The 22,356-nt window shown below is 58.8% G+C and carries 25 protein-coding genes; 12 read left to right on the forward strand and 13 right to left on the reverse strand.

Translation table 11 applies throughout. From position 1 onward, the window contains the following. Nucleotides 1–2: 2 nt before the first annotated feature. Nucleotides 3–764: a TVP38/TMEM64 family protein gene (locus MHM86_RS07795; RefSeq protein WP_239197648.1), complete on the reverse strand. Its 762-nt coding sequence runs from the start codon at nucleotides 762–764 to the stop codon at nucleotides 3–5. 316 nt (nucleotides 765–1,080) lie between these two features. Between MHM86_RS07795 and rpmH the strand changes: the two genes are divergently transcribed. The 4 genes from rpmH to MHM86_RS07815 all read left to right on the forward strand — a co-directional run bounded on the left by rpmH (nucleotide 1,081) and on the right by MHM86_RS07815 (nucleotide 2,946). Next, a complete protein-coding gene (rpmH, locus tag MHM86_RS07800) occupies nucleotides 1,081–1,215 on the forward strand; it encodes a 50S ribosomal protein L34 (RefSeq protein ID WP_005980833.1) in 135 nt (44 codons plus the stop codon). Between the two features lie 21 nt (nucleotides 1,216–1,236). Beyond that, entirely contained in the window at nucleotides 1,237–1,725 is a 489-nt protein-coding gene (rnpA, locus tag MHM86_RS07805; protein ID WP_370644093.1) for a ribonuclease P protein component, read from the forward strand. Next, a complete protein-coding gene (gene yidD / locus MHM86_RS07810; protein ID WP_239197650.1) occupies nucleotides 1,722–1,988 on the forward strand; it encodes a membrane protein insertion efficiency factor YidD in 267 nt (88 codons plus the stop codon). The genes rnpA and yidD overlap by 4 nt, the downstream gene beginning before the upstream one ends. Before the next feature lie 742 nt (nucleotides 1,989–2,730). Beyond that, the gene (locus tag MHM86_RS07815) at nucleotides 2,731–2,946 is read left to right on the forward strand and encodes a hypothetical protein (RefSeq protein WP_239197652.1); all 216 of its coding nucleotides are present in this window, start codon (nucleotides 2,731–2,733) and stop codon (nucleotides 2,944–2,946) included. Between the two features lie 55 nt (nucleotides 2,947–3,001). Here MHM86_RS07815 and MHM86_RS07820 read toward each other — a convergent pair whose 3' ends face one another. After that, a complete protein-coding gene (locus MHM86_RS07820; protein ID WP_239197654.1) occupies nucleotides 3,002–3,706 on the reverse strand; it encodes a hypothetical protein in 705 nt (234 codons plus the stop codon). 144 nt (nucleotides 3,707–3,850) lie between these two features. After that, nucleotides 3,851–4,399, reverse strand: a complete 549-nt coding sequence (locus tag MHM86_RS07825) for a DUF3833 domain-containing protein (protein ID WP_239197656.1) — start codon at nucleotides 4,397–4,399, stop codon at nucleotides 3,851–3,853. 134 nt (nucleotides 4,400–4,533) lie between these two features. On the opposite strand from MHM86_RS07825, the gene ttcA reads away from it, so the two are divergent. The 5 genes from ttcA (at nucleotide 4,534) to yihA (ending at nucleotide 10,398) form a co-directional block, all read left to right on the forward strand. Beyond that, nucleotides 4,534–5,406, forward strand: a complete 873-nt coding sequence (gene ttcA / locus MHM86_RS07830) for a tRNA 2-thiocytidine(32) synthetase TtcA (protein WP_239197658.1) — start codon at nucleotides 4,534–4,536, stop codon at nucleotides 5,404–5,406. Nucleotides 5,407–5,464: 58 nt separating this feature from the next. After that, nucleotides 5,465–7,015, forward strand: a complete 1,551-nt coding sequence (locus MHM86_RS07835; protein ID WP_239197660.1) for a bifunctional diguanylate cyclase/phosphodiesterase — start codon at nucleotides 5,465–5,467, stop codon at nucleotides 7,013–7,015. Nucleotides 7,016–7,226: 211 nt separating this feature from the next. Next, nucleotides 7,227–9,014, forward strand: a complete 1,788-nt coding sequence (yidC, locus tag MHM86_RS07840; RefSeq protein ID WP_239197662.1) for a membrane protein insertase YidC — start codon at nucleotides 7,227–7,229, stop codon at nucleotides 9,012–9,014. Continuing rightward, the gene (locus MHM86_RS07845) at nucleotides 9,011–9,748 is read left to right on the forward strand and encodes an MOSC domain-containing protein (protein WP_239197664.1); all 738 of its coding nucleotides are present in this window, start codon (nucleotides 9,011–9,013) and stop codon (nucleotides 9,746–9,748) included. The genes yidC and MHM86_RS07845 overlap by 4 nt, the downstream gene beginning before the upstream one ends. Continuing rightward, nucleotides 9,748–10,398 (forward strand): ribosome biogenesis GTP-binding protein YihA/YsxC, encoded by a 651-nt coding sequence (gene yihA / locus MHM86_RS07850; protein WP_239197666.1) that lies wholly within the window; start codon nucleotides 9,748–9,750, stop codon nucleotides 10,396–10,398. Before MHM86_RS07845 ends, yihA begins: the two co-directional genes overlap by 1 nt. Before the next feature lie 18 nt (nucleotides 10,399–10,416). Here the strand turns inward: yihA and MHM86_RS07855 are convergent, their stop codons facing one another. Further along, complete coding sequence (locus tag MHM86_RS07855; protein ID WP_239197668.1) at nucleotides 10,417–11,160, reverse strand: SDR family NAD(P)-dependent oxidoreductase; 744 nt, start codon at nucleotides 11,158–11,160, stop codon at nucleotides 10,417–10,419. Between the two features lie 158 nt (nucleotides 11,161–11,318). Here MHM86_RS07855 and argB point away from each other — a divergent pair, with 158 nt between their 5' ends. The 3 genes from argB to MHM86_RS07870 are packed head-to-tail and all read left to right on the forward strand — an operon-like array spanning nucleotide 11,319 to nucleotide 13,326. Next, the gene (argB, locus tag MHM86_RS07860) at nucleotides 11,319–12,200 is read left to right on the forward strand and encodes an acetylglutamate kinase (RefSeq protein ID WP_239197670.1); all 882 of its coding nucleotides are present in this window, start codon (nucleotides 11,319–11,321) and stop codon (nucleotides 12,198–12,200) included. Beyond that, nucleotides 12,197–12,835 (forward strand): ferredoxin, encoded by a 639-nt coding sequence (locus MHM86_RS07865; protein WP_255723095.1) that lies wholly within the window; start codon nucleotides 12,197–12,199, stop codon nucleotides 12,833–12,835. Before argB ends, MHM86_RS07865 begins: the two co-directional genes overlap by 4 nt. Continuing rightward, a complete protein-coding gene (locus MHM86_RS07870) occupies nucleotides 12,832–13,326 on the forward strand; it encodes a histidine phosphatase family protein (protein ID WP_239197672.1) in 495 nt (164 codons plus the stop codon). The genes MHM86_RS07865 and MHM86_RS07870 overlap by 4 nt, the downstream gene beginning before the upstream one ends. Before the next feature lie 103 nt (nucleotides 13,327–13,429). Here MHM86_RS07870 and MHM86_RS07875 read toward each other — a convergent pair whose 3' ends face one another. From MHM86_RS07875 to MHM86_RS07915, 9 genes are all read right to left on the reverse strand, one after another. Continuing rightward, entirely contained in the window at nucleotides 13,430–14,221 is a 792-nt protein-coding gene (locus MHM86_RS07875; RefSeq protein WP_304651011.1) for an amino acid ABC transporter ATP-binding protein, read from the reverse strand. Between the two features lie 12 nt (nucleotides 14,222–14,233). Beyond that, nucleotides 14,234–15,529: an amino acid ABC transporter permease gene (locus MHM86_RS07880; protein ID WP_239197674.1), complete on the reverse strand. Its 1,296-nt coding sequence runs from the start codon at nucleotides 15,527–15,529 to the stop codon at nucleotides 14,234–14,236. A 3-nt stretch (nucleotides 15,530–15,532) separates the two neighbouring features. After that, nucleotides 15,533–16,765, reverse strand: a complete 1,233-nt coding sequence (locus MHM86_RS07885) for an amino acid ABC transporter permease (RefSeq protein ID WP_239197676.1) — start codon at nucleotides 16,763–16,765, stop codon at nucleotides 15,533–15,535. Nucleotides 16,766–16,891: 126 nt separating this feature from the next. Further along, the gene (locus MHM86_RS07890; protein WP_239197678.1) at nucleotides 16,892–17,908 is read right to left on the reverse strand and encodes an amino acid ABC transporter substrate-binding protein; all 1,017 of its coding nucleotides are present in this window, start codon (nucleotides 17,906–17,908) and stop codon (nucleotides 16,892–16,894) included. A 219-nt stretch (nucleotides 17,909–18,127) separates the two neighbouring features. After that, on the reverse strand, nucleotides 18,128–18,856 hold the full coding sequence (locus tag MHM86_RS07895; protein ID WP_239197680.1) for an ATP12 family chaperone protein: 729 nt from the start codon (nucleotides 18,854–18,856) through the stop codon (nucleotides 18,128–18,130). Nucleotides 18,857–18,859: 3 nt separating this feature from the next. Further along, nucleotides 18,860–19,540, reverse strand: a complete 681-nt coding sequence (locus MHM86_RS07900; RefSeq protein WP_239197682.1) for an HAD-IA family hydrolase — start codon at nucleotides 19,538–19,540, stop codon at nucleotides 18,860–18,862. Next, nucleotides 19,537–20,583 (reverse strand): RluA family pseudouridine synthase, encoded by a 1,047-nt coding sequence (locus tag MHM86_RS07905; protein WP_239197684.1) that lies wholly within the window; start codon nucleotides 20,581–20,583, stop codon nucleotides 19,537–19,539. The genes MHM86_RS07900 and MHM86_RS07905 overlap by 4 nt, the downstream gene beginning before the upstream one ends. Further along, on the reverse strand, nucleotides 20,580–20,957 hold the full coding sequence (crcB, locus tag MHM86_RS07910; RefSeq protein ID WP_239197686.1) for a fluoride efflux transporter CrcB: 378 nt from the start codon (nucleotides 20,955–20,957) through the stop codon (nucleotides 20,580–20,582). The genes MHM86_RS07905 and crcB overlap by 4 nt, the downstream gene beginning before the upstream one ends. A gap of 78 nt (nucleotides 20,958–21,035) precedes the next feature. Beyond that, the gene (locus MHM86_RS07915) at nucleotides 21,036–22,355 is read right to left on the reverse strand and encodes a replication-associated recombination protein A (RefSeq protein ID WP_239197688.1); all 1,320 of its coding nucleotides are present in this window, start codon (nucleotides 22,353–22,355) and stop codon (nucleotides 21,036–21,038) included. Nucleotide 22,356 lies beyond the last annotated feature (1 nt).

Genomic DNA, 22,356 nt, shown 5'->3' on the forward strand with positions numbered 1-22,356 from the left:
GGTTACAGCCCTTTCTGGCCGCGCACGGCCTTAATAACGATGGGCAGCGCCGCCAGTGCGCAGAGCCCCAGGATCGGCAACAGAATGGCCGGTTCAAAGATAATGCCAAGGTTGGGTGTTTCGCCGCGGGCAAACACCTCCCCCAGACCAGCCCCAACAGAGGTGTAGACAACACCGCCCGGAATGATGCCAAGGAAGGTCGAGATGATGAACCGGCTGAGCGGCACCCCCACAAGGGCGGGCACAAGGTTCGCGACGAAAAACGGCACCGCCGGCACCAGACGGATCAGGAACAGCATCGACCATTGGTTTTCATCAATGCCTTCCTTGATCTTCTTTACCGCACCCTCACCCGCGTCCATTTTGGCCGCAAGCCGTTCACCCAGCCCCCAGCGCGCTGCCATAAAGATGGCTGCCGCACCGACGGTGGCGGCGGTGATGTTGAACAGAGCACCGGGAAAGGTGCCAAAGAGAAAACCGCCGGTCAGCGTCGCGATGGTAGCACCCGGTAGCGAAAAACCGACGATCGCCACATAGACCGCAATGAACAGCAGCACGCTGATCAGGTAATTGGCGTCGCGAAATGCGATCAGGGCCTGACGATTCTCTGCCAGCGCCTGAAAGCTGAACACATCCTTAAGGAACACCGCCCCAAGCACGGCGGCCACGCCGATCACCGCCAGCGGCAGGTAACGCGCAAGGCCGGACTTGGGCGCGTCCTTACCTCTGGAATCGCTGTTCGGGGGTTGGGAATCATGTGTCATAGTGCAGGGTCCACGTTGGTTTTGCTCAACTCATTCAGGCCTAAGATGCAGATTACGGGCCATTTTTGACAGTCTGTGCGCAGCATCCTCACGGTGGGTTGATATCTGGTTACGATCCGGTGCAGAAAACGCGGGTAAAGGCGGGGTTTGTTACACAAACACCGTCCACCGTCCGAAATTGCAGCATTTTTGTTGCAAAACCGGATTTGGGCATTTGACTATTGCCGAAATCCCCCCTAAGGACGGGCCTCGGATTATATATCGGGCCGTAGCGATTCCGCTTGTCTGGCCCTCTAGACAAGATGGAGTCGGAGCGATGAAACGCACCTACCAGCCCTCGAACCTGGTTCGTAAACGCCGCCACGGTTTCCGTGCGCGCATGGCCACCAAAGCAGGCCGCAAGATTCTGAATGCACGTCGCGCACGTGGCCGCAAGTCGCTGAGCGCATAAGCTTAGCCACTTATCGGACAGATGACACCGCCGGAGGCCCCCATGACAGGCGACAGTGCCGACATGGGGAAGACCCCTCCGGCGGTTTCTGTTTGTCTGACGGTTCTGAAGAACCGCAGCGATTTCCTGCGTGCCGCCAAAGCGCGCCGGCAAGGCACGGGCGGTATGATGGTGCAGGCCCGCAAACGCCAGCCGGAGGAAGCTGCAACCGGCGTACGTGTCGGATTTACCTGTTCCAAAAAGGTTGGCAATGCCGTGGCCCGCAACCGTGCGAAACGCCGGATGCGTGAGGTCGCGCGTCTGGTCCTGCCGGAGCATGGCCTGCCTGACTATGACTACGTTCTGATCGGCCGCGCCGAGGCAACCGCCCAGCGCCCCTTTGATCAGCTGCAGGGTGACCTTATATATGCACTGAAACGTCTGCACCAACCGCCCCCGCCGCGGGGTGAGGGGGACAAGGCGAAACGTCCTCACAATCGACCGCACAAATGGAAACCTCAGACGTCATGAGCCCGCTTGCCCATATCGCTGCCCTACCAGTGCATTTCTATCGTCTGGTAATCAGCCCCTGGCTTGGCTCCAACTGTCGCTACCAACCCACCTGCTCTGCCTACGCGCTGGAAGCGTTGGAAAAACACGGTGCTTTCAAAGGCAGCTGGCTGGCGCTCCGCCGCATCGGTCGGTGTCACCCACTTGGCAGTTCTGGCTATGATCCAGTGCCAGAGCCGACAGGCAAAGGCGGCTGCGAAACAGGCGACGATCAGCCCCGCTGAACCGCCATCATGCCCCTGCCGAGGGCACGAAACCCTCGCACCGTTTTGCAGTGACACAGATGTGCCCCGGCCAATACCAAATGTGATCATCAACGGATGTGCCGCAATGCCCAGCGCCCTGCCGCACAGTCGCGCTGCTGCACTGCAACTGTACCAGGTTCGTTTTCTGCCGTACCCAAGGCGGGGTATAGATATGTTCATATTCCGGCGCCGCATCGCGCTGTGCACCCTCTGGCATTCACGCAGTCACCCCCTCGCGCCACAGTTGGAACCATTAATCGTGTGATTTCATCTTGGCTTCTTAGCAGGCGTGCCCCCCATTGGCCGTGGCGAACGTGATCCGAAAAACACAGCCATGCGCCGGACCGGGCAAACACTGCACAGCGTATTTTGCGATCCCGCCCAAATCGTGTATGCCCTCCACAGGTCCACAACCAGAGGCAAGGAGGGTGACCATGTATATCATTGCATATCGCTCTCAGCTGGCTGAGGTCCAATCTGGCGCGGGACGCGGCCTGGCGGGATACCCCGCGGCACGACGCGGCGGGGCTTGCGCACTGCGCTAAGCATTCCGATCCTTCGCCAACGGGCGCCATGATGGCCCCATCCTTTCCGACATCGCCTGCTGATCTGTGACCACTGCCCCTTGGTGCATCTGCACCATCTTAGTCGCACCGCATCCCGATGTCGGCCCACCTACCCTCAACACTGAAGGACCGGTCCAAGTGGACCGCATCAACATATGACACGTACCGAAACCACTCCTAATGGGCTGAACCCCAGCCTGATTCTAGAAGAGCTGATCACCAAACACGGCCTGATCAGCGTCCTGCGCGCACTGATCCATGCGCAAAGCCGTCAGCGGACCCGCAAGCGTGCGGCAGCACGGATGACAGACCACATGCGTCGCGATCTGGGCCTGCCCACCCAAACCGCACCCCCACGGCGGGGTCGGTAAGGCGGGGGCGCGTGCAGGGAGGCAAGCCTCCCTGCACGCGCCCCTCCCCCAACTGTCAGTTCGGGGGCAAAGCCGTCTCCACCGCAGGTAAAGCCTGTTCGCGAAGGATGGTTTGATCCGCAAGCGACAGGGTGAACAGCGTCACCGCCTTATCACGGGTGGCGGCGATGGTCAGCGCCTCTTCCGTTTCACCCACCAGCTGGTAGCTGTCGTGATCCGTTAGAATAGGCGTGCAGACAGAAAACGCTGCATCTAGCAAGCACAGGCCTTTGCGATCACGATCTGACAAGCGCTGATCGCCATTGGTGTCACGTCGCACCACCTCCAGCGTGTAAGCCACAATCGGCGCATTCTGATCCCCCAAAGGGCGCTTTAGTTCAGTCTTGTTCAGCGCCAGTTGATCCACACCATCAAACAACCATGTACTTTGCCCGTCAGCTGCAACATGCAAGTAATTCACCTGATCCGGCAAAGCATAGCTGCCCGCCCCCAAGATAAGGCTGCGGCGCCTCGCTACGAGCGGAACAACATAAGCATCGCCCGCTACAAACGCTGTGCCATAACGAAAGCTCTTTTCATCCCGCACCTTGGGCAGCTTTTCTTCGTCATTGTGCCTGACCGCAAACACGCTTTCACCACTCATCCAAGAGTTATATGTCACCACGGCACTAAAGACTGTCGTGATCAGAAAGATGAGTGAAGCACAGGCAATAACAACACCGTTAAAGCGCCAAATCCATTTGAAGAAACCGGTTTCCATTTCAATCCTTTCAAACACCTATCCGTGCAAATAGCCGCACAGCAAGTCTTGAAACTGTTATCCGATCACCGAGAAAATCGTCAATTCATCAATCCAAAACGGGTGCAAAATTCCTTGTTTCGCAAGCAAAACAGAGCGTTACGCTTACTGTTTCTCAAAGAAGATCAGAACTTCACCCAGTTCCACGCCAAAACGGGACATATACGCGCGGTTGAGCAGACGCCCATCCTCCAACAGCCACATCCAGTCGTCAAAATCGACACGCAGCGTGTCACCGCCCGGCACGGGTAGGTCGATCTGGTAGCGCCAGTTGAAGGTATCCCCACGCTCCTCCCCCACGGCGATGCCCTGCACGCCCTGTGCCGTGCCTTCCCACGTCTGATCCGCGCCAGCGGGACCGGTTTTGCGCAGGCGCCAGATGCGTTGCTCTGTACTGCCGTCGGCATAGGCGAAGTCTTCGACCAAGGTCAGGGTTTCGCCGTCCCATGTGCCATCAATCACCACCTCAAACCGCCGCCGCACGGTGCCGAAACGATCATTGAACTGACCGTAGGCGATGGTGCGACCATCAAAGTATTCCTCCAAGTTCAATTGCTTGTCGCTGAGCTTGGGATCCTCAAGGCTGGGCTTGCCGCAGGCGGTGAGGGTGATCAGGGCACTGAGGCTGAGAATCAGGATGATAAATGCACGCACGAGAACCTCCTTTACTGAGGTATACGCAGCACCGTCCTGTTTGGATGAAACCACATATAACCTTGGCCTGCACGCGGTGATCCTGCGCAAGATTTTACTTGGCAAAGCGGCCCTCAGCGTTTAGGCGGCGGCGCATGCTTGATGATGATCTGGACGATATCCACCCGCTCTTTGCCGGCGCGCCTTCGACGACCGAGTTCAAGAAGCTGCGCAAACGAATCGTGCGTCAGACGCGCGAGGCGATTGAGCAATATGGCATGATCGAACGCGGCACCCGCTGGCTGGTATGTCTGTCAGGCGGCAAAGACAGCTACACCCTGCTGGCCGTCCTGCACGAGCTGAAATGGCGCGGTCTGCTGCCTGTGGATCTGCTGGCCTGCAATCTGGATCAGGGACAACCGGGGTTTCCGGCCACCGTCCTGCCAGAGTTTCTGGAGCGGATGGGCGTTGAGCACAGAATTGAGTATCAGGACACCTATTCTGTCGTGATGGACAAGGTTCCGCAGGGCCGCACCTATTGCGCACTGTGTTCACGTCTTCGCCGCGGGAACCTTTACCGGATCGCACGCGAAGAGGGCTGCTCGGCGGTGGTGCTGGGTCATCACCGCGATGACATTCTGGAAACCTTTTTCATGAACCTGTTCCACGGCGGCCGTCTGGCGACCATGCCGCCGAAGCTGGTAAATGAAGAGGGCGATTTGTTTGTCTACCGTCCCCTTGCTCATGTGGCCGAAGCGGATTGCGAAAAGTTTGCCGTGTCGATGAACTATCCGATCATTCCCTGTGATCTGTGCGGATCACAAGACGGATTGCAGCGTCAGCAGGTAAAACAGATCCTTGATCAATGGGAAAAGAACAGCCCCGGCCGCCGTCAGGTGATGTTCCGTGCACTGACCAATGTGCGCCCGTCGCATATGCTGGATCCGAAACTGTTCGATTTTATGGGCCTCGCACTGGGGAAAGATAAAATTGATCAGATCGCGGATGAAATACCCAAGTTGCGTTAATCCTCCTTTGAGCATTTCGTGACCAAGTTGTCCTGTCCGACAACAAAAGGTCACGAGTATGCGCCTGTTTTCCGCTGTCACTTCTGTCTTTCCGGCCCGGGGTCTGCCCGTTCGGTCCCTGCGCCGTGCGTTCAATGCAGTGATGTCAGGTCCGCAGGCACTGGCCTTTCTGCCAGCGCTGATGCTGGCAGCCCTCTGGCTGGGCGGTGAGGGATGGCTGCTGGCAGTGGCACTGGGGCTGCCAGCTTTAATTGCAATGAACGGTGGCATGGCGACGAAGGCGGTGATGCCTGCACCACTGGGATTGGAGGCGACGCTGGATCAGTTCCTACTGCAGTGCGACATGCGAAATCTACGCTCTGCCTTGTTTCTGGTGGCGATCGATTCCTTTGACAAAATGAACACCCAGCATGGGTTTTCGGCGGCCGATCAGGTAGAAACCCACATTGCCGGTCAGTTGCAGCGGGTGCTGCGACCTGATGATCGGCTGTTCAATCAGGGCGGCGGCAAATATGCGGTGGTGCTGGCGCCGGTGGCAACGCTGGACCTGGAAAACGCGCTGCAACTGGCGCGACGGCTACAGGACACGGTGGCGCGCCCTGTGCCGCTGGATGGCACGGCGCTGCATATGACCTGTTCGGTCGGTTTTGCACTGGAGCGGCAGATGGCGCATCCGTTTGGCCCAGCCATGTTGGAGGCCGCGCAGGCCGCGCTGGATGATGCGCTGCACAATGCTCCTGCTGCGATCCGCGCCTATGCCCCGGGGATGGAAGGACGGCGGCGTGCGCGTACCGACCGGCTGCACGATCTGGTCCGCGCCTTGGAAAGCGGAGCGATTCATCCGTGGTTCCAGCCCCAGATCTCCACCGAAACGGGGGAGATTACGGGGGTCGAGGCACTGGCGCGTTGGAAACACAGCGATCAGATTGTCCCCCCGTCGGAATTCTTGCCACTGATCGAACAGCATGGACTGTGCGAACGGCTGGGCGATGTGGTCCTGACCCATAGCCTGATGGCGCTGGCGTCCTGGGATCAGTCGGGGGTCGTGGTGCCGCAGGTTGGCGTCAACTTCTCTGACGCGGAACTGCGCAATCCTAAACTGGTGGACAAAATCAACTGGACGCTGGATCGTTTCGACCTTGCCCCCAGCCGTCTGAATGTGGAAATTCTGGAAAGCGTTGTCGCCGCCTCCCCCGATGATGTGGTGGTGCAGAATATCGCCAAACTCGCGACACTGGGCTGCGGCATTGACTTAGATGATTTCGGCACTGGCAACGCCTCGATCACCGCGCTCAGCCGTTTTGATGTCAAACGGATCAAGATCGACCGCTCCTTTGTTACCAGCATAGATAAGGATCAAGACCAGCAGCGTTTGGTCGCAGCGATCCTGTCGATGGCGGAACAGCTGAGGGTGGACAGCCTGGCTGAGGGCGTGGAAACTGCCGAAGAACACACATTGCTGGCACAGATGGGCTGCCGCCATGTGCAGGGGTTTGGCATCGCCCGACCTATGCCCGCCAAGGATACGCTGGACTGGCTGCGCAGGTATCAATCGCGCGATCCATTGGTGCCAGAGATTGGCCGCACCCTGAGCAATCGCACCAGATAAAACGGTCAGAATGGCGGGAGCGCACTCAGGTGCGGGCCAAACGATTCCCCGGGCCGCACGCGGCCTGCACGCCGGCCCCCAACGCCAGTTGCGTATAAAACCCCAACAAAACAGCGCCTATCGTCGCAAACGGGGGGAAAGCCCTTGACCTTTGGGGCCGCACTCTGTTGAACCAGCGGCTAAGAATTCCAAGGACAGGCACGCACCCCCGATGGACGATCAGAACAAAAACCTTCTTTTGGCAACAGCACTCAGCTTTGTCGTAATTCTGGTTTGGTTTGTCATGTTCCCCCCGCCGGAACAGACCGCAACCGACCCCAACGCCGCAGTGACGGCTGAGGCCAGCGCCCCCGTTGCAGCTGCCGCCGCCAACACCGCCGCCGCTGTCGCGACAGAGGTGGAAACCACCGATGCCCCACGTCTGGCAATTGAGACCGCACGGGTTAACGGCTCCATCTCTCTCAAAGGTGGCCGTATCGACACGCTGGCGCTGAAGGACTACCGCGAAACGCTGGACGCAGACTCTGACATCGTCAGCATGCTGTCACCCATCGACAGCGCGCAGCCTTATTACACCCTGTTCGGCTGGGCGCCCGGTCAGGGGCTGGCCATCGATCAGGTGCCCGGCGCCAACACCATCTGGTCGGTCAACGGCAATGACGTGCTGACCGCAGATAGCCCTGTGACCCTGACCTGGGACAACGGCGCTGGCCTCATCTTCACCCGCGAAATGGCGATTGATGAGAACTACATGTTCCAGATCACCCAGAGCGTCACGAACAGCGGGGCCACAACCGTGTCGCTGGCGCCCTATGGTGTGATTGCCCGCCACGGTGAGCCGGAAGAGATGAAAAACTTCTTCATCCTGCACGAAGGCCTGATTTCTATGGCCGACGGCGAGTTGGCAGAGGTGGATTATGACGACGTAGCCGATCTGGACTTCGACGCCCGCGAAGGATCACGTGCCGAAGTGACCCAAGTGTCGGAAGCCGGCTGGACCGGTTTCACCGATCATTACTGGATGGCCACCCTGATCCCCGAAGCGGGCTTTAAGTCTGTGCGTAAATATGACGAACGCAGCGACGTTTACCAGACCGAAGCGGTACAACCGACCCAAACGCTGGCCCCCGGCGCAACCGTAACAGCCTCCACCCGTCTGTTTGCAGGCGCGAAGGAATGGGAGGCAATCCGCGCCTATGAAAACAACGCAGGCGTGCCCGGCTTCCTCGATTCGATCGACTGGGGCTGGTTCTTCTTCTTCACCAAACCGATCTTCTGGCTGCTGCACACGCTGAACGCCATGATCGGCAACATGGGCTGGGCCATCATCGGTCTGACCGTGGTGATCAAAATCCTCGTCTTCCCACTGGCGTATAAATCCTATGCATCGATGGCGAAGATGAAGGAACTGCAGCCACAGATGGAAGCGTTGAAGGAAAAGGCGGGCGATGACCGCCAGAAGATGCAGCAAGCGATGATGGAGCTGTATAAGAAGGAAAAGGTCAATCCGGCGGCAGGCTGTCTGCCGATCCTGATCCAGATCCCGATCTTCTTCTCGCTCTACAAGGTGATCTTCGTCACGCTTGAGTTGCGCCACGCTCCTTGGGTCAGCTGGATCACCGATCTGTCGGCACCCGATCCCAGCTCAATCCTGAACCTGTTTGGTCTGCTGGCCTTTACCCCGCCAGAACCCGGTTCCATTCTGGCAATCATCAGCTTGGGCATTCTGCCGATCCTGCTGGGTATCTCCATGTGGTTGCAGCAAAAACTGAACCCGGCGCCCACGGATCCGACACAGCAGATGATCTTTGCATGGATGCCTTGGGTGTTTATGTTCATGCTCGGCGGCTTTGCCTCCGGTCTGGTCCTCTACTGGATCACCAACAACATGATCACCTTTACCCAGCAGTATCTGATCATGCGCAGCCACGGTTACAAACCGGACGTGTTCGGCAACATCAAGTCGAGCTTCAAGCGAAAGGAAAAGGCAAAAGAATGAGCGCAACAGTCGCAAATCTTTGGCGGCACCCGATCAAAGGCATCGGGGCCGAGCCTCTCTCCAAGGTCCGTCTCTCACGAGGCGGGCCTGTTCCGTTGGATCGGGCCTATGGCGTGTTGACGGGCGATGCAGTGGACACTGGCGCATGGCAGAGCTGCCGGTATTTCGCCCGCGGCTGTTACGGCCCAGAACTGATGGCGGTCACCGCTCGCAGTGATGGTGATCTGATCACGCTGACCCATCCGAAGCTGGATGATCTGACGGTGAACCCAGATCTGGACGGTGCCAAGGTGGTGGAGTGGATCAAACCGATCTATCCTGCGGAACGCGCCGCGCCGCATACCCTGATCAAGGCCCCAGCCGGCGGCATGGCCGACGCGGATTTTTCCGCTGTATCGATTCTGTCCACCTCATCGCTGACCGATCTGGGCCAAACTCTGGGTGCCGATCTGGATCAGCGCCGATTTCGTGGCAACCTGTGGGTTGACGGGCTAACGGCATGGTCCGAACTGGATCTGATGGGCCGTGAGCTGCGGATTGGCGACGTGCGACTGAAGGTGATTGACCGCATCCAGCGCTGCCGCGCCACGGAAACAAACCCCGAAACTGGTGAACGCGATCAGACCACGCTGAAGGCGATCCGTGACAGTCAGGGGCACACTGATTTCGGCATCCGTGCCGAGGTTCTGAATGATGGCGAGATCGCGCTTGGCGACCGCTTTGAGGTACTTTGATGCAACTCCCCTTCCCACTGGCCGAAGCGCCGGATCAAATCACCCGCGAAAAGGGCCGCCTGCTGTTTGCCGGTGAAACCGACTTCCTCAAGGGCGTGGTCGCAATGAACGGCCTGCCAGAGGCGGACCGGATCGAAGTCTGCTTTGCCGGTCGTTCGAACGTCGGGAAATCCAGCCTGATCAACGCACTCACCGGCCGCAAGGGTCTAGCGCGCGCGTCAAACACGCCGGGCCGTACGCAGGAAATCAACTTTTTCACCGCGGGTGAAGAACATTATCTGGTCGACCTGCCCGGCTATGGTTTTGCCAACGCGCCGCTGGCGGTGGTGGAAAAATGGCAGCGGCTGCTGAAACAGTATCTGTCCGGCCGTCAGAACCTGCGCCGTGCCTTTGTGCTGGTCGATCATCGCCATGGGGTGAAACCCGTGGATGAGGAGATTATGAGCCTGTTGGACAGCTCCGCCGTGACCTTCCAGTGCGTATTGACCAAGGAAGACAAGGTGAAGGCCAAGGATCGTGAACGCATTCTGGATCAGGTGCGTGAGAGGCTGGCGAAACACCCCGCCGCTTTTCCTGAACTGATCGTCACCTCATCCGAAAAAGGCGATGGGATCGAGACGCTGCGCAGCACCATTGCGACGCTGATCTAAGACACATTAACGGCGGCCTCAGACGTGTTGGCCGCCGTTCACCTCAATCTCTGTGCCGGTGATGTAGGACGACGCATCAGTACAGAGGAAATAGATGGTGTTTGCCACCTCTTCGGTCTGCCCCAAACGGCGCAGCGGAATATCCTCAACCAGTTTTTCAGTGCCCGGTGACAGGATCGCGGTCTCAATCTCACCCGGTGCAATCGCGTTGACCCGCACGCCCATCGGGCCGAAGTCATGTGCCATTTCACGTGTCAGCGCGGTCAGCGCGGCCTTGGACGTGGCATAGGCGGCACCGGCGAAGGGATGCACGCGGTAGCCTGCGATGGAGGTCACATTGACAACAGCGCCTTTAGTCGCTGCCAGTTCTTCGCGCAGGCCACGGGCCAGCACAACAGAGGCAAAGAAGTTCACATGGAACACCTGCCCCCACGTCATCAGATCAGTGTCAATGGTATTGAGCCGCCCGCCTTCGGGGGTTTTGGGTGAGATGCCCGCGTTGTTGACCAATGCATCCAACTTGCCGTCCAGACGGTCGCGGATTTCTTCAACCTTGTTGATGGTATCGGCAGGGTCAGACAGGTCGATCTGGATGTGGTTTTCCGCCCCTCCACCCCAGGGGCATTCCGCTGGAAAGGGCGCACGGGAACAGGTGATCACCCGCCAGCCCGCTTTGTTGAACCGACGCACGGTGGCGTGGCCGATACCGCGACTGGCGCCAGTCAACAGCAGGGTTTTACGTCTGTCGCCTGTATCACTCATCTCTGCCACTCTCTCTAGCCACCTTTTGCGGTCAGCGTAGCATCCCCACCAGCGGGCGCAACCGGACCCGGCGCCGCAGTCACAGCAGATCGCGGGGTTGGCAGCAGCCCGCTGAGCGGATAACACCGTTTAGGTTAGTTAGAGATAAGACGTTCACAATGAAGAAGCAGAACATGGATCGCGATTGGATTGCAACGGCCCGGACCCTGTCCGAGGCCCTCCCCTACCTGCAGCGCTTCACCGGCGCGGTGGTGGTCGTGAAATTTGGCGGCAACGCCATGGGCAATGATGAGGCGATGGCCGAATTTGCCCGCGACATGGTTCTGATGCGACAAGTGGGCGTGAATCCTGTGATCGTGCATGGCGGCGGCCCAATGATCAATGAAATGCTGGCCAAGCTGAACATCGAAAGCGATTGGGTGCGCGGTAAGCGGGTGACCGATAAGGCCACGGTTGAGGTCGTCGAAATGGTGCTGGCTGGGATGGTCAACAAGCGTATCGTGCAGGCGATCAACCATGAAGGTGGCCGCGCCATTGGTATTTCCGGCAAAGATGACGGGCTGATGATCTGTGATGTGGATGATCCAGAGCTGGGTTTCGTCGGGCGTCCCGCCCAGATGAACGTGCAGGTGGTGCGTGATCTGTATGATGCCGGAATGATTCCGGTGATCGCCCCCGTCGGCGCAGGCCGTGAGGGCAATGAGACCTATAACGTCAACGGTGACACCGCCGCCGGTGCCATCGCGGGTGCGCTGCAGGCCGATCGCCTGCTGCTGCTCACCGACGTGGAGGGTGTCAAAGGCGCTGACGGGGCGGTTGTCACCCAGCTGAGCACCACACAGGTGCGCGACATGATCGCCGATGGTACCATCGCTGGCGGCATGATCCCGAAAACCGAAACCGCGCTTAAGGCGGTAGAAGATGGCGTGCGCGCGGTCGTTATTCAGGACGGGCGGGTGCCCAATGCCTGCCTGTTGGAGCTGTTCACCGAACACGGCGCCGGATCAATGATCCGCGGTGATGAAGCCGAGGACGTTTGATCAGCTGGTCTGATATCGAAGATGCCGCCTCCGGGCGGCATCTTGTTATTATGGGGGCGCTCTACCCCAATGATCTGGCAGGGGTGGAAACGCTGATCCTGCTAGGTCCAAAGGAGCCGGGGTTTTGGCCACAGTTCGTCCATACGGCAGAGTATGGTGATGGCCTGCCCGATCCGATGGATCGCTGGTCCACCCGGATGATCACTGATCTGGCGACGCAATTTGACGGCCAGGCGTTTTATCCATTCGGCGGGCCACCCTATCAGCCGTTTTATCAATGGGCGCTGGCGACAGGGCGGGCTTGGCCCTCCCCGATCAATCTGTTGGTGCATGATACAGCGGGGCTGCTGGTGTCCTATCGCGGCGCGCTGGGGCTGCCCCAGCGGTTAGAGATCCCGAAGAAGGTACCGCTGTGCCCCTGTGACAGCTGTGCAGACCAACCCTGCCGCAGCACCTGCCCTGTTGGTGCCTTTGACAGTGGGATCTATGATGTTTCTGCCTGCAAGGCCCATATCAGCAGTGCGGCTGGCAAGGTTTGTATGCGGGGGTGCCTGGCCCGCCGCGCCTGCCCGATCAGCGCCCGTTATCCACGGAACGCGGATCACAGTGCCTTTCATATGGAGGCCTTTCTATGAGCCTGAAACTGATCCTTATGCGCCACGCCAAATCCGATTGGGATGATCCCACGCTAAGCGATCATCAGCGTCCGCTGAACAAACGCGGTCGTGCCTCGGCCACGGCGATGGGGGATTGGCTGCGTGAGAGACGGCATCTTCCGGACCTTGTGCTCAGCTCGGATTCTGTCCGCACTCAGGCAACGTGGGAGCGGTTGGGGATGACCGCCGAGGTACGGATGATGCGGTCCCTCTACCTCTCGCCTGCCTTGCAGATGCTAGAGGTGTTGCGGCAGCTGCGTGACGCGCAGACGGTTTTGATGCTGGGGCACAACCCCGGCATTGGCGATCTGGCGCAGCAATTGGCGGCGGCGGATCCGCGTGATGATGGGTTTGCCCCCTACCCCACCTGCGCCACAACGGTGTTTGGGTTTGAGGCAGATGCTTGGGCCGGGGTGCGACCGCAGACAGGCATGGTGCTTGATTTCACCATTCCGCGGCGATTGATCTAAGCGCCTTGGAATTTGCCCCAAATTCCCAGCCGCTTTTCTAACGCCAGAACAGCAAAACGGCGCCCTCTTGGGGCGCCGTTTCTGTATCGTATCAGAGGTTTTCTTAGTGGCCCAAGATCTGGCTGAGGAACAGCTTGGTCCGCTCGCTCTTGGGGTTGTTGAAGAACTCTTCCGGTTCGTTCTGTTCCACGATTTGCCCCTGATCCATAAAGATTACCCGGTTTGCCACCTGACGGGCAAAGCCCATTTCGTGGGTCACACACAGCATGGTCATACCCTCTTCGGCCAGTTCGATCATGGTGTCGAGCACCTCTTTGATCATCTCTGGGTCCAGCGCCGAGGTGGGTTCATCAAACAGCATGATACGCGGCATCATGCAGAGCGAACGCGCAATCGCCACACGCTGCTGCTGACCACCAGACAGCTGACCGGGATATTTGTTCGCCTGATCGGGGATTTTCACCTTCTCAAGGAAGTGCATTGCACGCTCTTCGGCCTCTTTCTTGGGCGTTTTACGCACCCAAATCGGGGCCAGCGTACAGTTTTCCAAAATGGTCAGATGCGGGAACAGGTTGAAGTGCTGAAACACCATGCCAACCTCGGACCGGATCTTGTCGATGTTTTTCAGGTCATTGGACAGTTCTGTACCATCAACGATGATCTTGCCCTGCTGGTGTTCCTCCAGCGCGTTCAGGCAGCGGATCAGGGTCGATTTACCCGACCCCGAGGGGCCTGCGATAACGATACGTTCACCCTGATTGACGGTCAGGTTGATGTCGCGCAGCACATGGAACGCACCGTACCATTTGTTCATCCCGGTGATGTCGATTGCGACCTCATCCGAGACTTGCATTTTGGTGCGGTCAATTGCGCGGTCGATTGCCAGTTCAGACATATGTTGAACTCCTTAACGGTGATCGGTGGCGAGGCGACGCTCGAGCCACTGTGAGTATTGAGAGATGCCGTAGCAGACGACAAAGAACAAAAGCGCGGCAAAGCCCAGCAGTTCCCAGTAGACGCCGTTCCATTCGGTGGACGCCAAAATTGGGCCGCGGATCATACCGACCAGATCAAACATCGAGATCACCGAAACCAGTGTGGTGTCTTTGAACAGGCCAACGGCCACATTCACGATACCGGGGATCGAGATTTTCAATGCTTGCGGCAGGATAATCAGACGCATCGCTTCGGGATAGGCCAGGCCAAGGCTGTCTGCCGCTTCGTACTGCCCTTTCGGTAATGCGGCCAGACCGCCCCGGATCACTTCGGCGATATAGGCCGAGGAGAACAGGGTGATCATGATCACAACGCGCAGGAACAGGTCCACCGTGCTATCTGGTGGGAAGAAGTAAGACAACATCACCGAGGCGACAAAGAGCAGCGTGATCAGCGGCACGCCGCGCACGAACTCGATGAAGACCACACAGATGCCTTTGATCAGCGGCATGTTGGACTGACGCCCCAGTGCCAGCGCGATACCCAAGGGCAGCGACAGCGACACACAGGTGACGCCCAGCATTAGGTTCAGCATGAACCCGCCAAGGTCACGGCTGGGCACCGCCTGCAGCACAGCATTATCCGATGCGCCCTCAGGGATCAGCGCCCCGCCCACGTACCACACCACCAGCGCGGCACCAATGGCACCGATGAAGCCAAGAGCGAAGTTGTCACGCCCAAGGGTGCGGAACACCAGCCCGGCACCGACGAAACCCAAGAGGCCCACGACAGGCGCCAGGATCGTTCCGCCCCAGATCAGCCAGTAGGCAATAAACGGGTAAAGCGCGGTGAAGATCAGCAACTTGCGCGGCAAGTCAAAGAACAGTACCGGCGCAGCGGCAACCAGCAACAGAACCACAGCAAGGTTCGGGCGCCAGTATTCCGATGCCGGATATTTGAAACCATAGAGCAACTGGTGCCAGCGTTCGGTCAGGACCGAGAAACAAGCGCCGGTTTCACCCTGCAGGATTTCGCGACATTCCGACAGGCTGCCGGTGGTCCACAGACCATTCATCACCCAAGGCAGAACCTGCCCGAGGATCATGTAGATCACATAGAAGGACGCAACGGTCAGCAATGTGTTGGCGGGGGTGGAGAACAAGTTCTCACGCAGCCATTTAACCGGACCCACGGAGTTTGCGGGCGGATCCAGCTGCGGCAGTGTGCCTTCGGCGACGAAGGCAATCGAATCTTTCGGTGTTGCCATGTCTCAGCGCTCCTTCAGCTTCACGGATGCGTTGTAGAAGTTCATCGCCATCGAGATCAGCAGCGATGCGGTCAGATAGAACAGCATCAACAGCAGAACACATTCAATCGCGCGACCTGTCTGGTTCAGGGTGATCCCGCCCAGCGTTGCGGTGATATCCGCATAGCCCACGGCGATCGCCAGCGAAGAGTTCTTGGTGATATTGAGGAACTGCGAAATCAGCGGCGGGATGATCACCCGCAGCGCCTGCGGCAGGACCACCAAATTCATGATCCGACCCGAGCGCAGCCCCAATGCAGCGGCGGCTTCGGTCTGGCCTTTGTTAATAGCCTGAATACCAGCACGCACGTTTTCCGCAATGAAGGCACCGGTATAGATCGACAGGGCGAACCACAGGGCAATCAGCGGGCCACCGACCTTGATGCCGCCTTTGAAGTTGAAGCCTTTCAGCGCCGGCACTTCAAAGGTCAGCCCCATCACCAGCATCAGCACGGCGAAGGGCACAAACCACGCAGCCAAAATGGGCAGCAGGGTGCGCGGGCGCACGCCGGTTGCCTCTTGCTTGGCGTTGGCGCGGGATGTGATCTGGCGGGTGATCACCAGCGACAGGACAAAACCGGCCAGCACCAGAATCCAGTTCATCGCCGCATTGGCAAAGATACCGTTCTGGAAATAGGGCATCGGGATGTAGACGCCGCGATTGGTGAAGGCAAAGAGGTCCAGCACCATGCCTGCAGTGGCGTCATCACCGCGGAAATCACGCGGAGCCGGCATCACAGCGGTCATGATGGTGAAGATGATGATGATCCAGATCAGCACCGGAATATTCCGGAAGATCTCGACGTAGACGGCCATCAGTTTGGACACCAGCCAGTTGTTCGACAGGCGCAAAACACCCGCAATCACGCCAAATACGGTGGCCGTGATACATGCCAAGACGGCCACCAGCAGGGTGTTCAGGATCCCGACCAGCGCCGCTTTGGCGTGGGAGGATTGGCTGTCGTATTCGACAAGCCGCTGGTTGATGTCATAACCAGCCGGGTCGCCGAGGAAACCATAAGAGATGTTGAGGCCCGCAGCGCGCAGGTTCTGGATCAGGTTGTTGCCCAGAAACCAGATGCACAGCGCAAGCATAATGGCAGCGATCGCCTGAAAAGTCAGCGAACGATACCGGGTGTCATAAATCAGCATAGATAGCCGAAACGACGCCTTGGGAGGGTCGGTGAGAGTTGTCATTTGGGAATTCCCCGTCTGTCGACCTTGTTATTTTATAGCCGTTTTGCCGGCCTTTTGGTCGAACTTTTTACCTGTCAGTAGGTCAAAGGGCGCAGCTTGCGCCGCGCCCTTTAACGTTAGATGTATTTAGCGGAACGGCGGCGAGTACAGCAGACCACCGTCCTTGTAGGATGCGTTCAAGCCACGCGACAGAGCGATCGGGGTTGCTTCGCCGATGTTCTTTTCGAACAGTTCGCCGTAGTTGCCGCCTGCCATGATGGCTTTCTTCGCCCAGTCTGCGTCCAGACCCAGCATCGCGCCCAGGGTGCCTTCGGAACCCAGCAGACGGTTGGTTTCAGGAACGTCGGTGCCTGCTGCCAGCTCTGCTACGTTGGCGGAGGTCACGCCCAGCTCTTCAGCGGAGATCAGCGCATTCAAAGTCCAGCGAACAACATCGCCCCACTCGTTGTCGCCATGACGGACCAGCGGGCCCAGCGGCTCTTTGGAGATGATTTCGGGCAGAACAACGTGCTCACCCGGTGCTTCGAAGGTGGCGCGGGTTGCGGCCAGACCCGAGGCGTCGGTGGTGTAAACGTCACAGGCGCCGGACAGGTACTGCTGCTGCGATTCTGCGTTGGTTTCTACCGGAACAGGCTCATAGCTGATGTTGTTGGAACGGAAGAAGTCCGCCAGGTTCAGCTCGGTGGTGGTGCCGGTCTGGATACAAACAGTCGCGCCGTCCAGCTCCTTGGCCGAGGATACACCCAGCTCTTTGGGAACCATGAAGCCCTGACCATCGTAGTAGTTCACACCAACGAATTCAAACTTCAGGTCGACATCGCGCGAGAAAGTCCATGTGGTGTTACGCGCCAGCATGTCGATTTCACCCGACGCCAGAGCGGTAAAGCGGGTTTTACCGGTGGTCGGTACGAATTCCACGGCGGCCGGATCACCCAGAACAGCGGCAGCTACAGCGCGGCACATACCAACGTCGAAGCCTTCCCAGTTGCCGTTTGCGTCGGGGGCAGCGAAGCCAACCAGACCGGTGGTCACGCCGCAGTTCAGCTTGCCGCGCGCTTTGACGTCGTCAAGCGTACCAGCAGCCGCTGCACCAGCGGCCAGACCAGCAACGGTCAGCGCGCCAAGAAATACGGATTTTTTCATGTTTACCTCTTCCTGATTATCCGCCCTGCTTTGGGCGGTTATGCTTCGGTCCGTAGTCTTAGCATTGATAACACTTAGGCCAGAACCGTGGGCGATAAAGCCGAGACATTGCCCGGCAATTCCAAAACATTGGGCGAATTCATCGCTAAAGGTCAAGACGCAGTTCACAAAAACCGAAGCATTGTCGGTTCTTTCACAGAAGACGTCGGTATTTGCCTATTAATCAATACCTACATCAAAGGGTTGGCACAGGTCGAAAAATGCCTTGGCGTGTAGGAACTCCGCGCGCTTCTTGGCCGCCTGTTCTGTGGCCTCATCATCGGCGCCCCACTGCTCTTCCTGCCAGGTCTCATCGACACGGGACAGATCCCAAATCGCGGCGATCTCCTGCTGGTTGAACGCGGCAGCAAAGGCAAGAACGAGAGAGCCGGAAATGCCGACCAGATCATGGAAGGCCGCCAGCTGAAAGTTGTCCATTTTGTGCACATTTTTAGCCAATTTGGCTAGGGATACCGCATCCTGCGCCACATGCATGATACCTCCACTGGTTGCCAGACGGGCACCGAAAGTCTGATCCGCCCAATCCAGCATTGGATCCCAGAGCGCCGCCTGACGGTCGATCAGTTCTGCTGGAGACGTAGCGCGATAACACAGCAGATCCGTGCCGCCGTATTCCGCCAACATCGCCGCAACCTCATCGTGCTGCGTTGCCACCTTGTCCAGCGCAGAGTTGGCGGTACGGGTGAACGGCATATTTGCGGGGTCCACTTCGCCCTCTTGGGCCTCCCATTCCTGCGCGATCGCCTCTGCCAAAGCGCGAGTCGGGAGAATCACCAGCGTTTTTGCCGGTGTCCGCACGGGCCGCCCGTCCAGTTCCACCCGGAAACCGCCGTCAACCTCGGCAACTTTGGCCTCTTTCCAGAACCGTTTGGGTTTCATGATGCTCATGTCTCAACTCTCCCAGATCTTTTCAATTGCAGCCGGCAGATCGCGGAAATCGCTGACCACCTGATCCGCCAAGGGCGCCAGACGCGCCACGTCATGATAACCCCAATCGACTGCAATGGCAGCGACACCCGCCGCGCCTGCCATTTCCATGTCAAATACCGTGTCACCGATCATCACCGCGTTACCCGCGGTCAGTCCCATTTCACTCAGCGCCGCTTCGATCATCGCGGGATGCGGCTTGGAGGGATGATGGTCCGCCACCTGCTGGGTCAGAAACATACGTTCCAGCCCGTGGCCGGCCAGCAGCGCATCAAGGCCGCGACGCGATTTGCCGGTCGCGATCCCCAACAGATAGTGATCCACCGCTGCCAGTTGATCCAGCACCGTGCGGGCATGTGGGTAAAAGGGCGAGGATTGCGCAGATCCCTGTTCAGCGCGGATCTGCATATAGGCCTGTTTATAACCCTCAACGATCAAAGCCTGATCCTGCGCCGTCATATCCGGTGCCAGCTCGGCCACCGCAATGGGCAGCGACAGGCCAACGATCGAGAGGGTTGCCGCGCGGCTGGGGGGCGCCGCGCCCACGCCCTGAAAGGCACGTCTCATTGATTCAAGTATATGGGCCTGACTGTCCACCAGCGTGCCATCCACATCAAAGAGGATCAGCCGCAGGTCAGCACTCATCGCAGACCCTCAAACGGGTCGTGTTCGATCAGGTCCTCGGACCAGCCCAGCGTGTCCCAGCTGTGCGCCATGTGATCAGGCAACGGCGCCTCAATGGAGGTGACCTTGCCGGTGATCGGATGTTCAAACTGCATCTGACGGGCGTGCAGGTGCAGCTTCTTGGAAATCACCCCCCCCAGTTGAGCGCCCCAGCCATCGCCAAGATTTTCCTGACCAGATCCGCCATATTTGCCATCCCCAATAATGGGATGGCCGATCTCGGACATATGGGCGCGCAGCTGGTGGGTCCGGCCGGTCACCGGTTCCATCGCGACCCAAGCGGCGCGGCTGGCCACACGGTAGAGCGTCGCATAAAGCGTATGCGCGCGTTTGGCCCCATCGGTGCGATCCACTTCGCGGGGGTGGACGCAGATCATCTTCTCGCCCTCGCCCTGTCGGCCGTGCCCCGGCGCCTTCACCAGCCCGTATTTCACTTCGCCCAGATAGGGCGTCGGCACACCGGCAACCAAAGCCCAGTAGATCTTGCGCGTCTGTTTATGGCGAATCGCGGCCGTCAGCGCCTGCGCCACCTGACGGGTACGCGCCAGCAACAGAACACCGGAGGTATCTTTATCAAGGCGGTGCACCAGTCGCGGCTTTTCCTCAAACCCGAACTTTAACGCCTCTGCCAGACCATCGACATGGCGTTTCTGCTTGCTGCCACCTTGGGTCGGCAGACCAGCGGGTTTGTTGATCGCGATGATATGATCGTCGCGGTAGAGTACAGTCGACTGGATCAGCTTCTCATCCGCTGGGGAAACCTTGGGCTTTGCGGGTTCTTTGGGCTGCTCAGAAGCATCGGGCAGAGGCGGGATGCGGACGTTCTGACCGACCTCGAGCCGCGTTGCGGGCTTCACCCGCGCACTGTCAACGCGCAGTTCACCCTTGCGGCACATCTTTTCGATCCGAATCTGCGACACATGCGGGAACATCCGCTTCAGCCAGCGGTCCAGCCGCTGATCGCCGTCACCCGGCCCCACTGTGATCATCTGTACACGGCTCATGCCAACACCCATCGCATTGCGTAAACGCCCAAAATCAAAGCTGCCAGCGAACAGACCACCGACACCCCGACATACAGCGCCGCCCACCCCACCTGTCCGCGCTCGAACAATGTGTAGGCTTCCAAAGAAAAGGCCGAAAACGTGGTAAAGCCGCCCAAAACACCGGTCATTAGCACCGGATTGAGGTGGCTCAGCCCGCGCTGACCCAGAAACACCACCGCCATCCCCATAAGACCAGACCCCAGCACATTCACAAACAGGACGCCCAGCGGAAAGCCCGCGCCGACCAGCTTGAAAATCGCCACGCCCGAGAGGTAACGCAAAACAGCGCCCACTGCCCCGCCAAGGGCCACATGCAAAGCGGTGATAAACATGGCGCCTCTCCTGCGGGCTGGACGCTGCATTGTCAAGTTTTACAGCAGGCTCTGGCGCCATGCGTGCGTTGCATAGCCCTAGTCGCCTCGTTTGCGACGGAGATTTTCGAAATACTCCATCCGCTTTTTCAGATCGCGTTCAAAACCGCGTTCAACTGGTTGATAAAACGGCTGACGCTCCATCGTTTCCGGGAAGTAGTTCTGGCCGGAAAACCCATCCTCGGCGTCATGGTCATAGGCATAACCTGCACCATAACCCTGATCCTTCATCATTTGCGTGGGGGCATTCAGGATATGTTTCGGCGGCGGTTCTGATCCGTGTTTTTTGGCCGCGCGACGCGCCGCCTTGTAGGCCATATAACCGGCGTTGGTTTTTGGTGCCAGCGCCAGATAGATCACCGCCTGCGCCAATGCCAGCTCGCCCTCAGGCGAGCCGAGGCGCTCATACGCTTCCCACGCATGCATGCAGATCGCCTGTGCCTGCGGATCAGCCAGCGCGATATCTTCGACCGACATGCGCAGCAGGCGGCGGGCCAGATAGCGGGGATCCTCGCCGCCCTCCAGCATACGGGCATACCAATAAAGCGCCGCGTCTGGGTCTGATCCGCGCACGGATTTATGTAGTGCGGAGATGAGGTTATAATGTTCCTCACCGGATTTGTCGTATTTCGCCGCCCGTTTCATCAGGCGATTTGCCAGCGCGTCGCGGCCAAGCGGATCAACCACCTTCCACGCGGCCACCTGTTCGATCAGATTAAGCAGCGCCCGACCATCGCCATCGGCCATGTCCAGCAATGCCTCCCGCGCCCCTGCATCGAGCGGCAGGTCACGGCCCAATTCCGCTTCCGCCCGTGCGGTCAGCCTCTCCAACTCTTCCGTCGACAGGCGTTCCAGCACCAAGACTTGCGAACGCGACAGAACAGCCGCGTTCAGCTCAAAGCTGGGGTTTTCGGTGGTCGCGCCCACAAGGAGGATGGTGCCATCCTCCATATGCGGCAGAAAGCCGTCCTGTTGGGCCTTGTTGAAACGGTGGATCTCATCCACGAACAGTAGCGTGCCCTGCCCGTTCTGACGGCGGATTTTCGCGGCCTCAAACACTTTGCGCAGTTCTGGCACGCCGGTGAAAATCGCGCTGATCTGCACGAAATGCAAATCGGTTTCATCCGCCAACAGCCGCGCAATGGTGGTTTTGCCCACACCGGGCGGCCCCCAGAAGATCAGCGAGGACAGGCTGCCAGATCGTAACATGACGCCCAGCGGTGCCTCGTCGCCCAGCACCTGTTGCTGACCGATCACCTCTGCCAGCGTTTTCGGGCGCAGGCGATCCGCCAGCGGGCGCGGCGCCGTTCCGGTAGCGGTTTCAGCAGATGGGGTGTCAGATGCAAAGAGGTCAGCCATG

The sequence above is a fragment of the Thalassobius sp. Cn5-15 genome, assembly GCF_022347685.1.
In the GTDB taxonomy this organism is placed as follows: domain Bacteria; phylum Pseudomonadota; class Alphaproteobacteria; order Rhodobacterales; family Rhodobacteraceae; genus Thalassobius.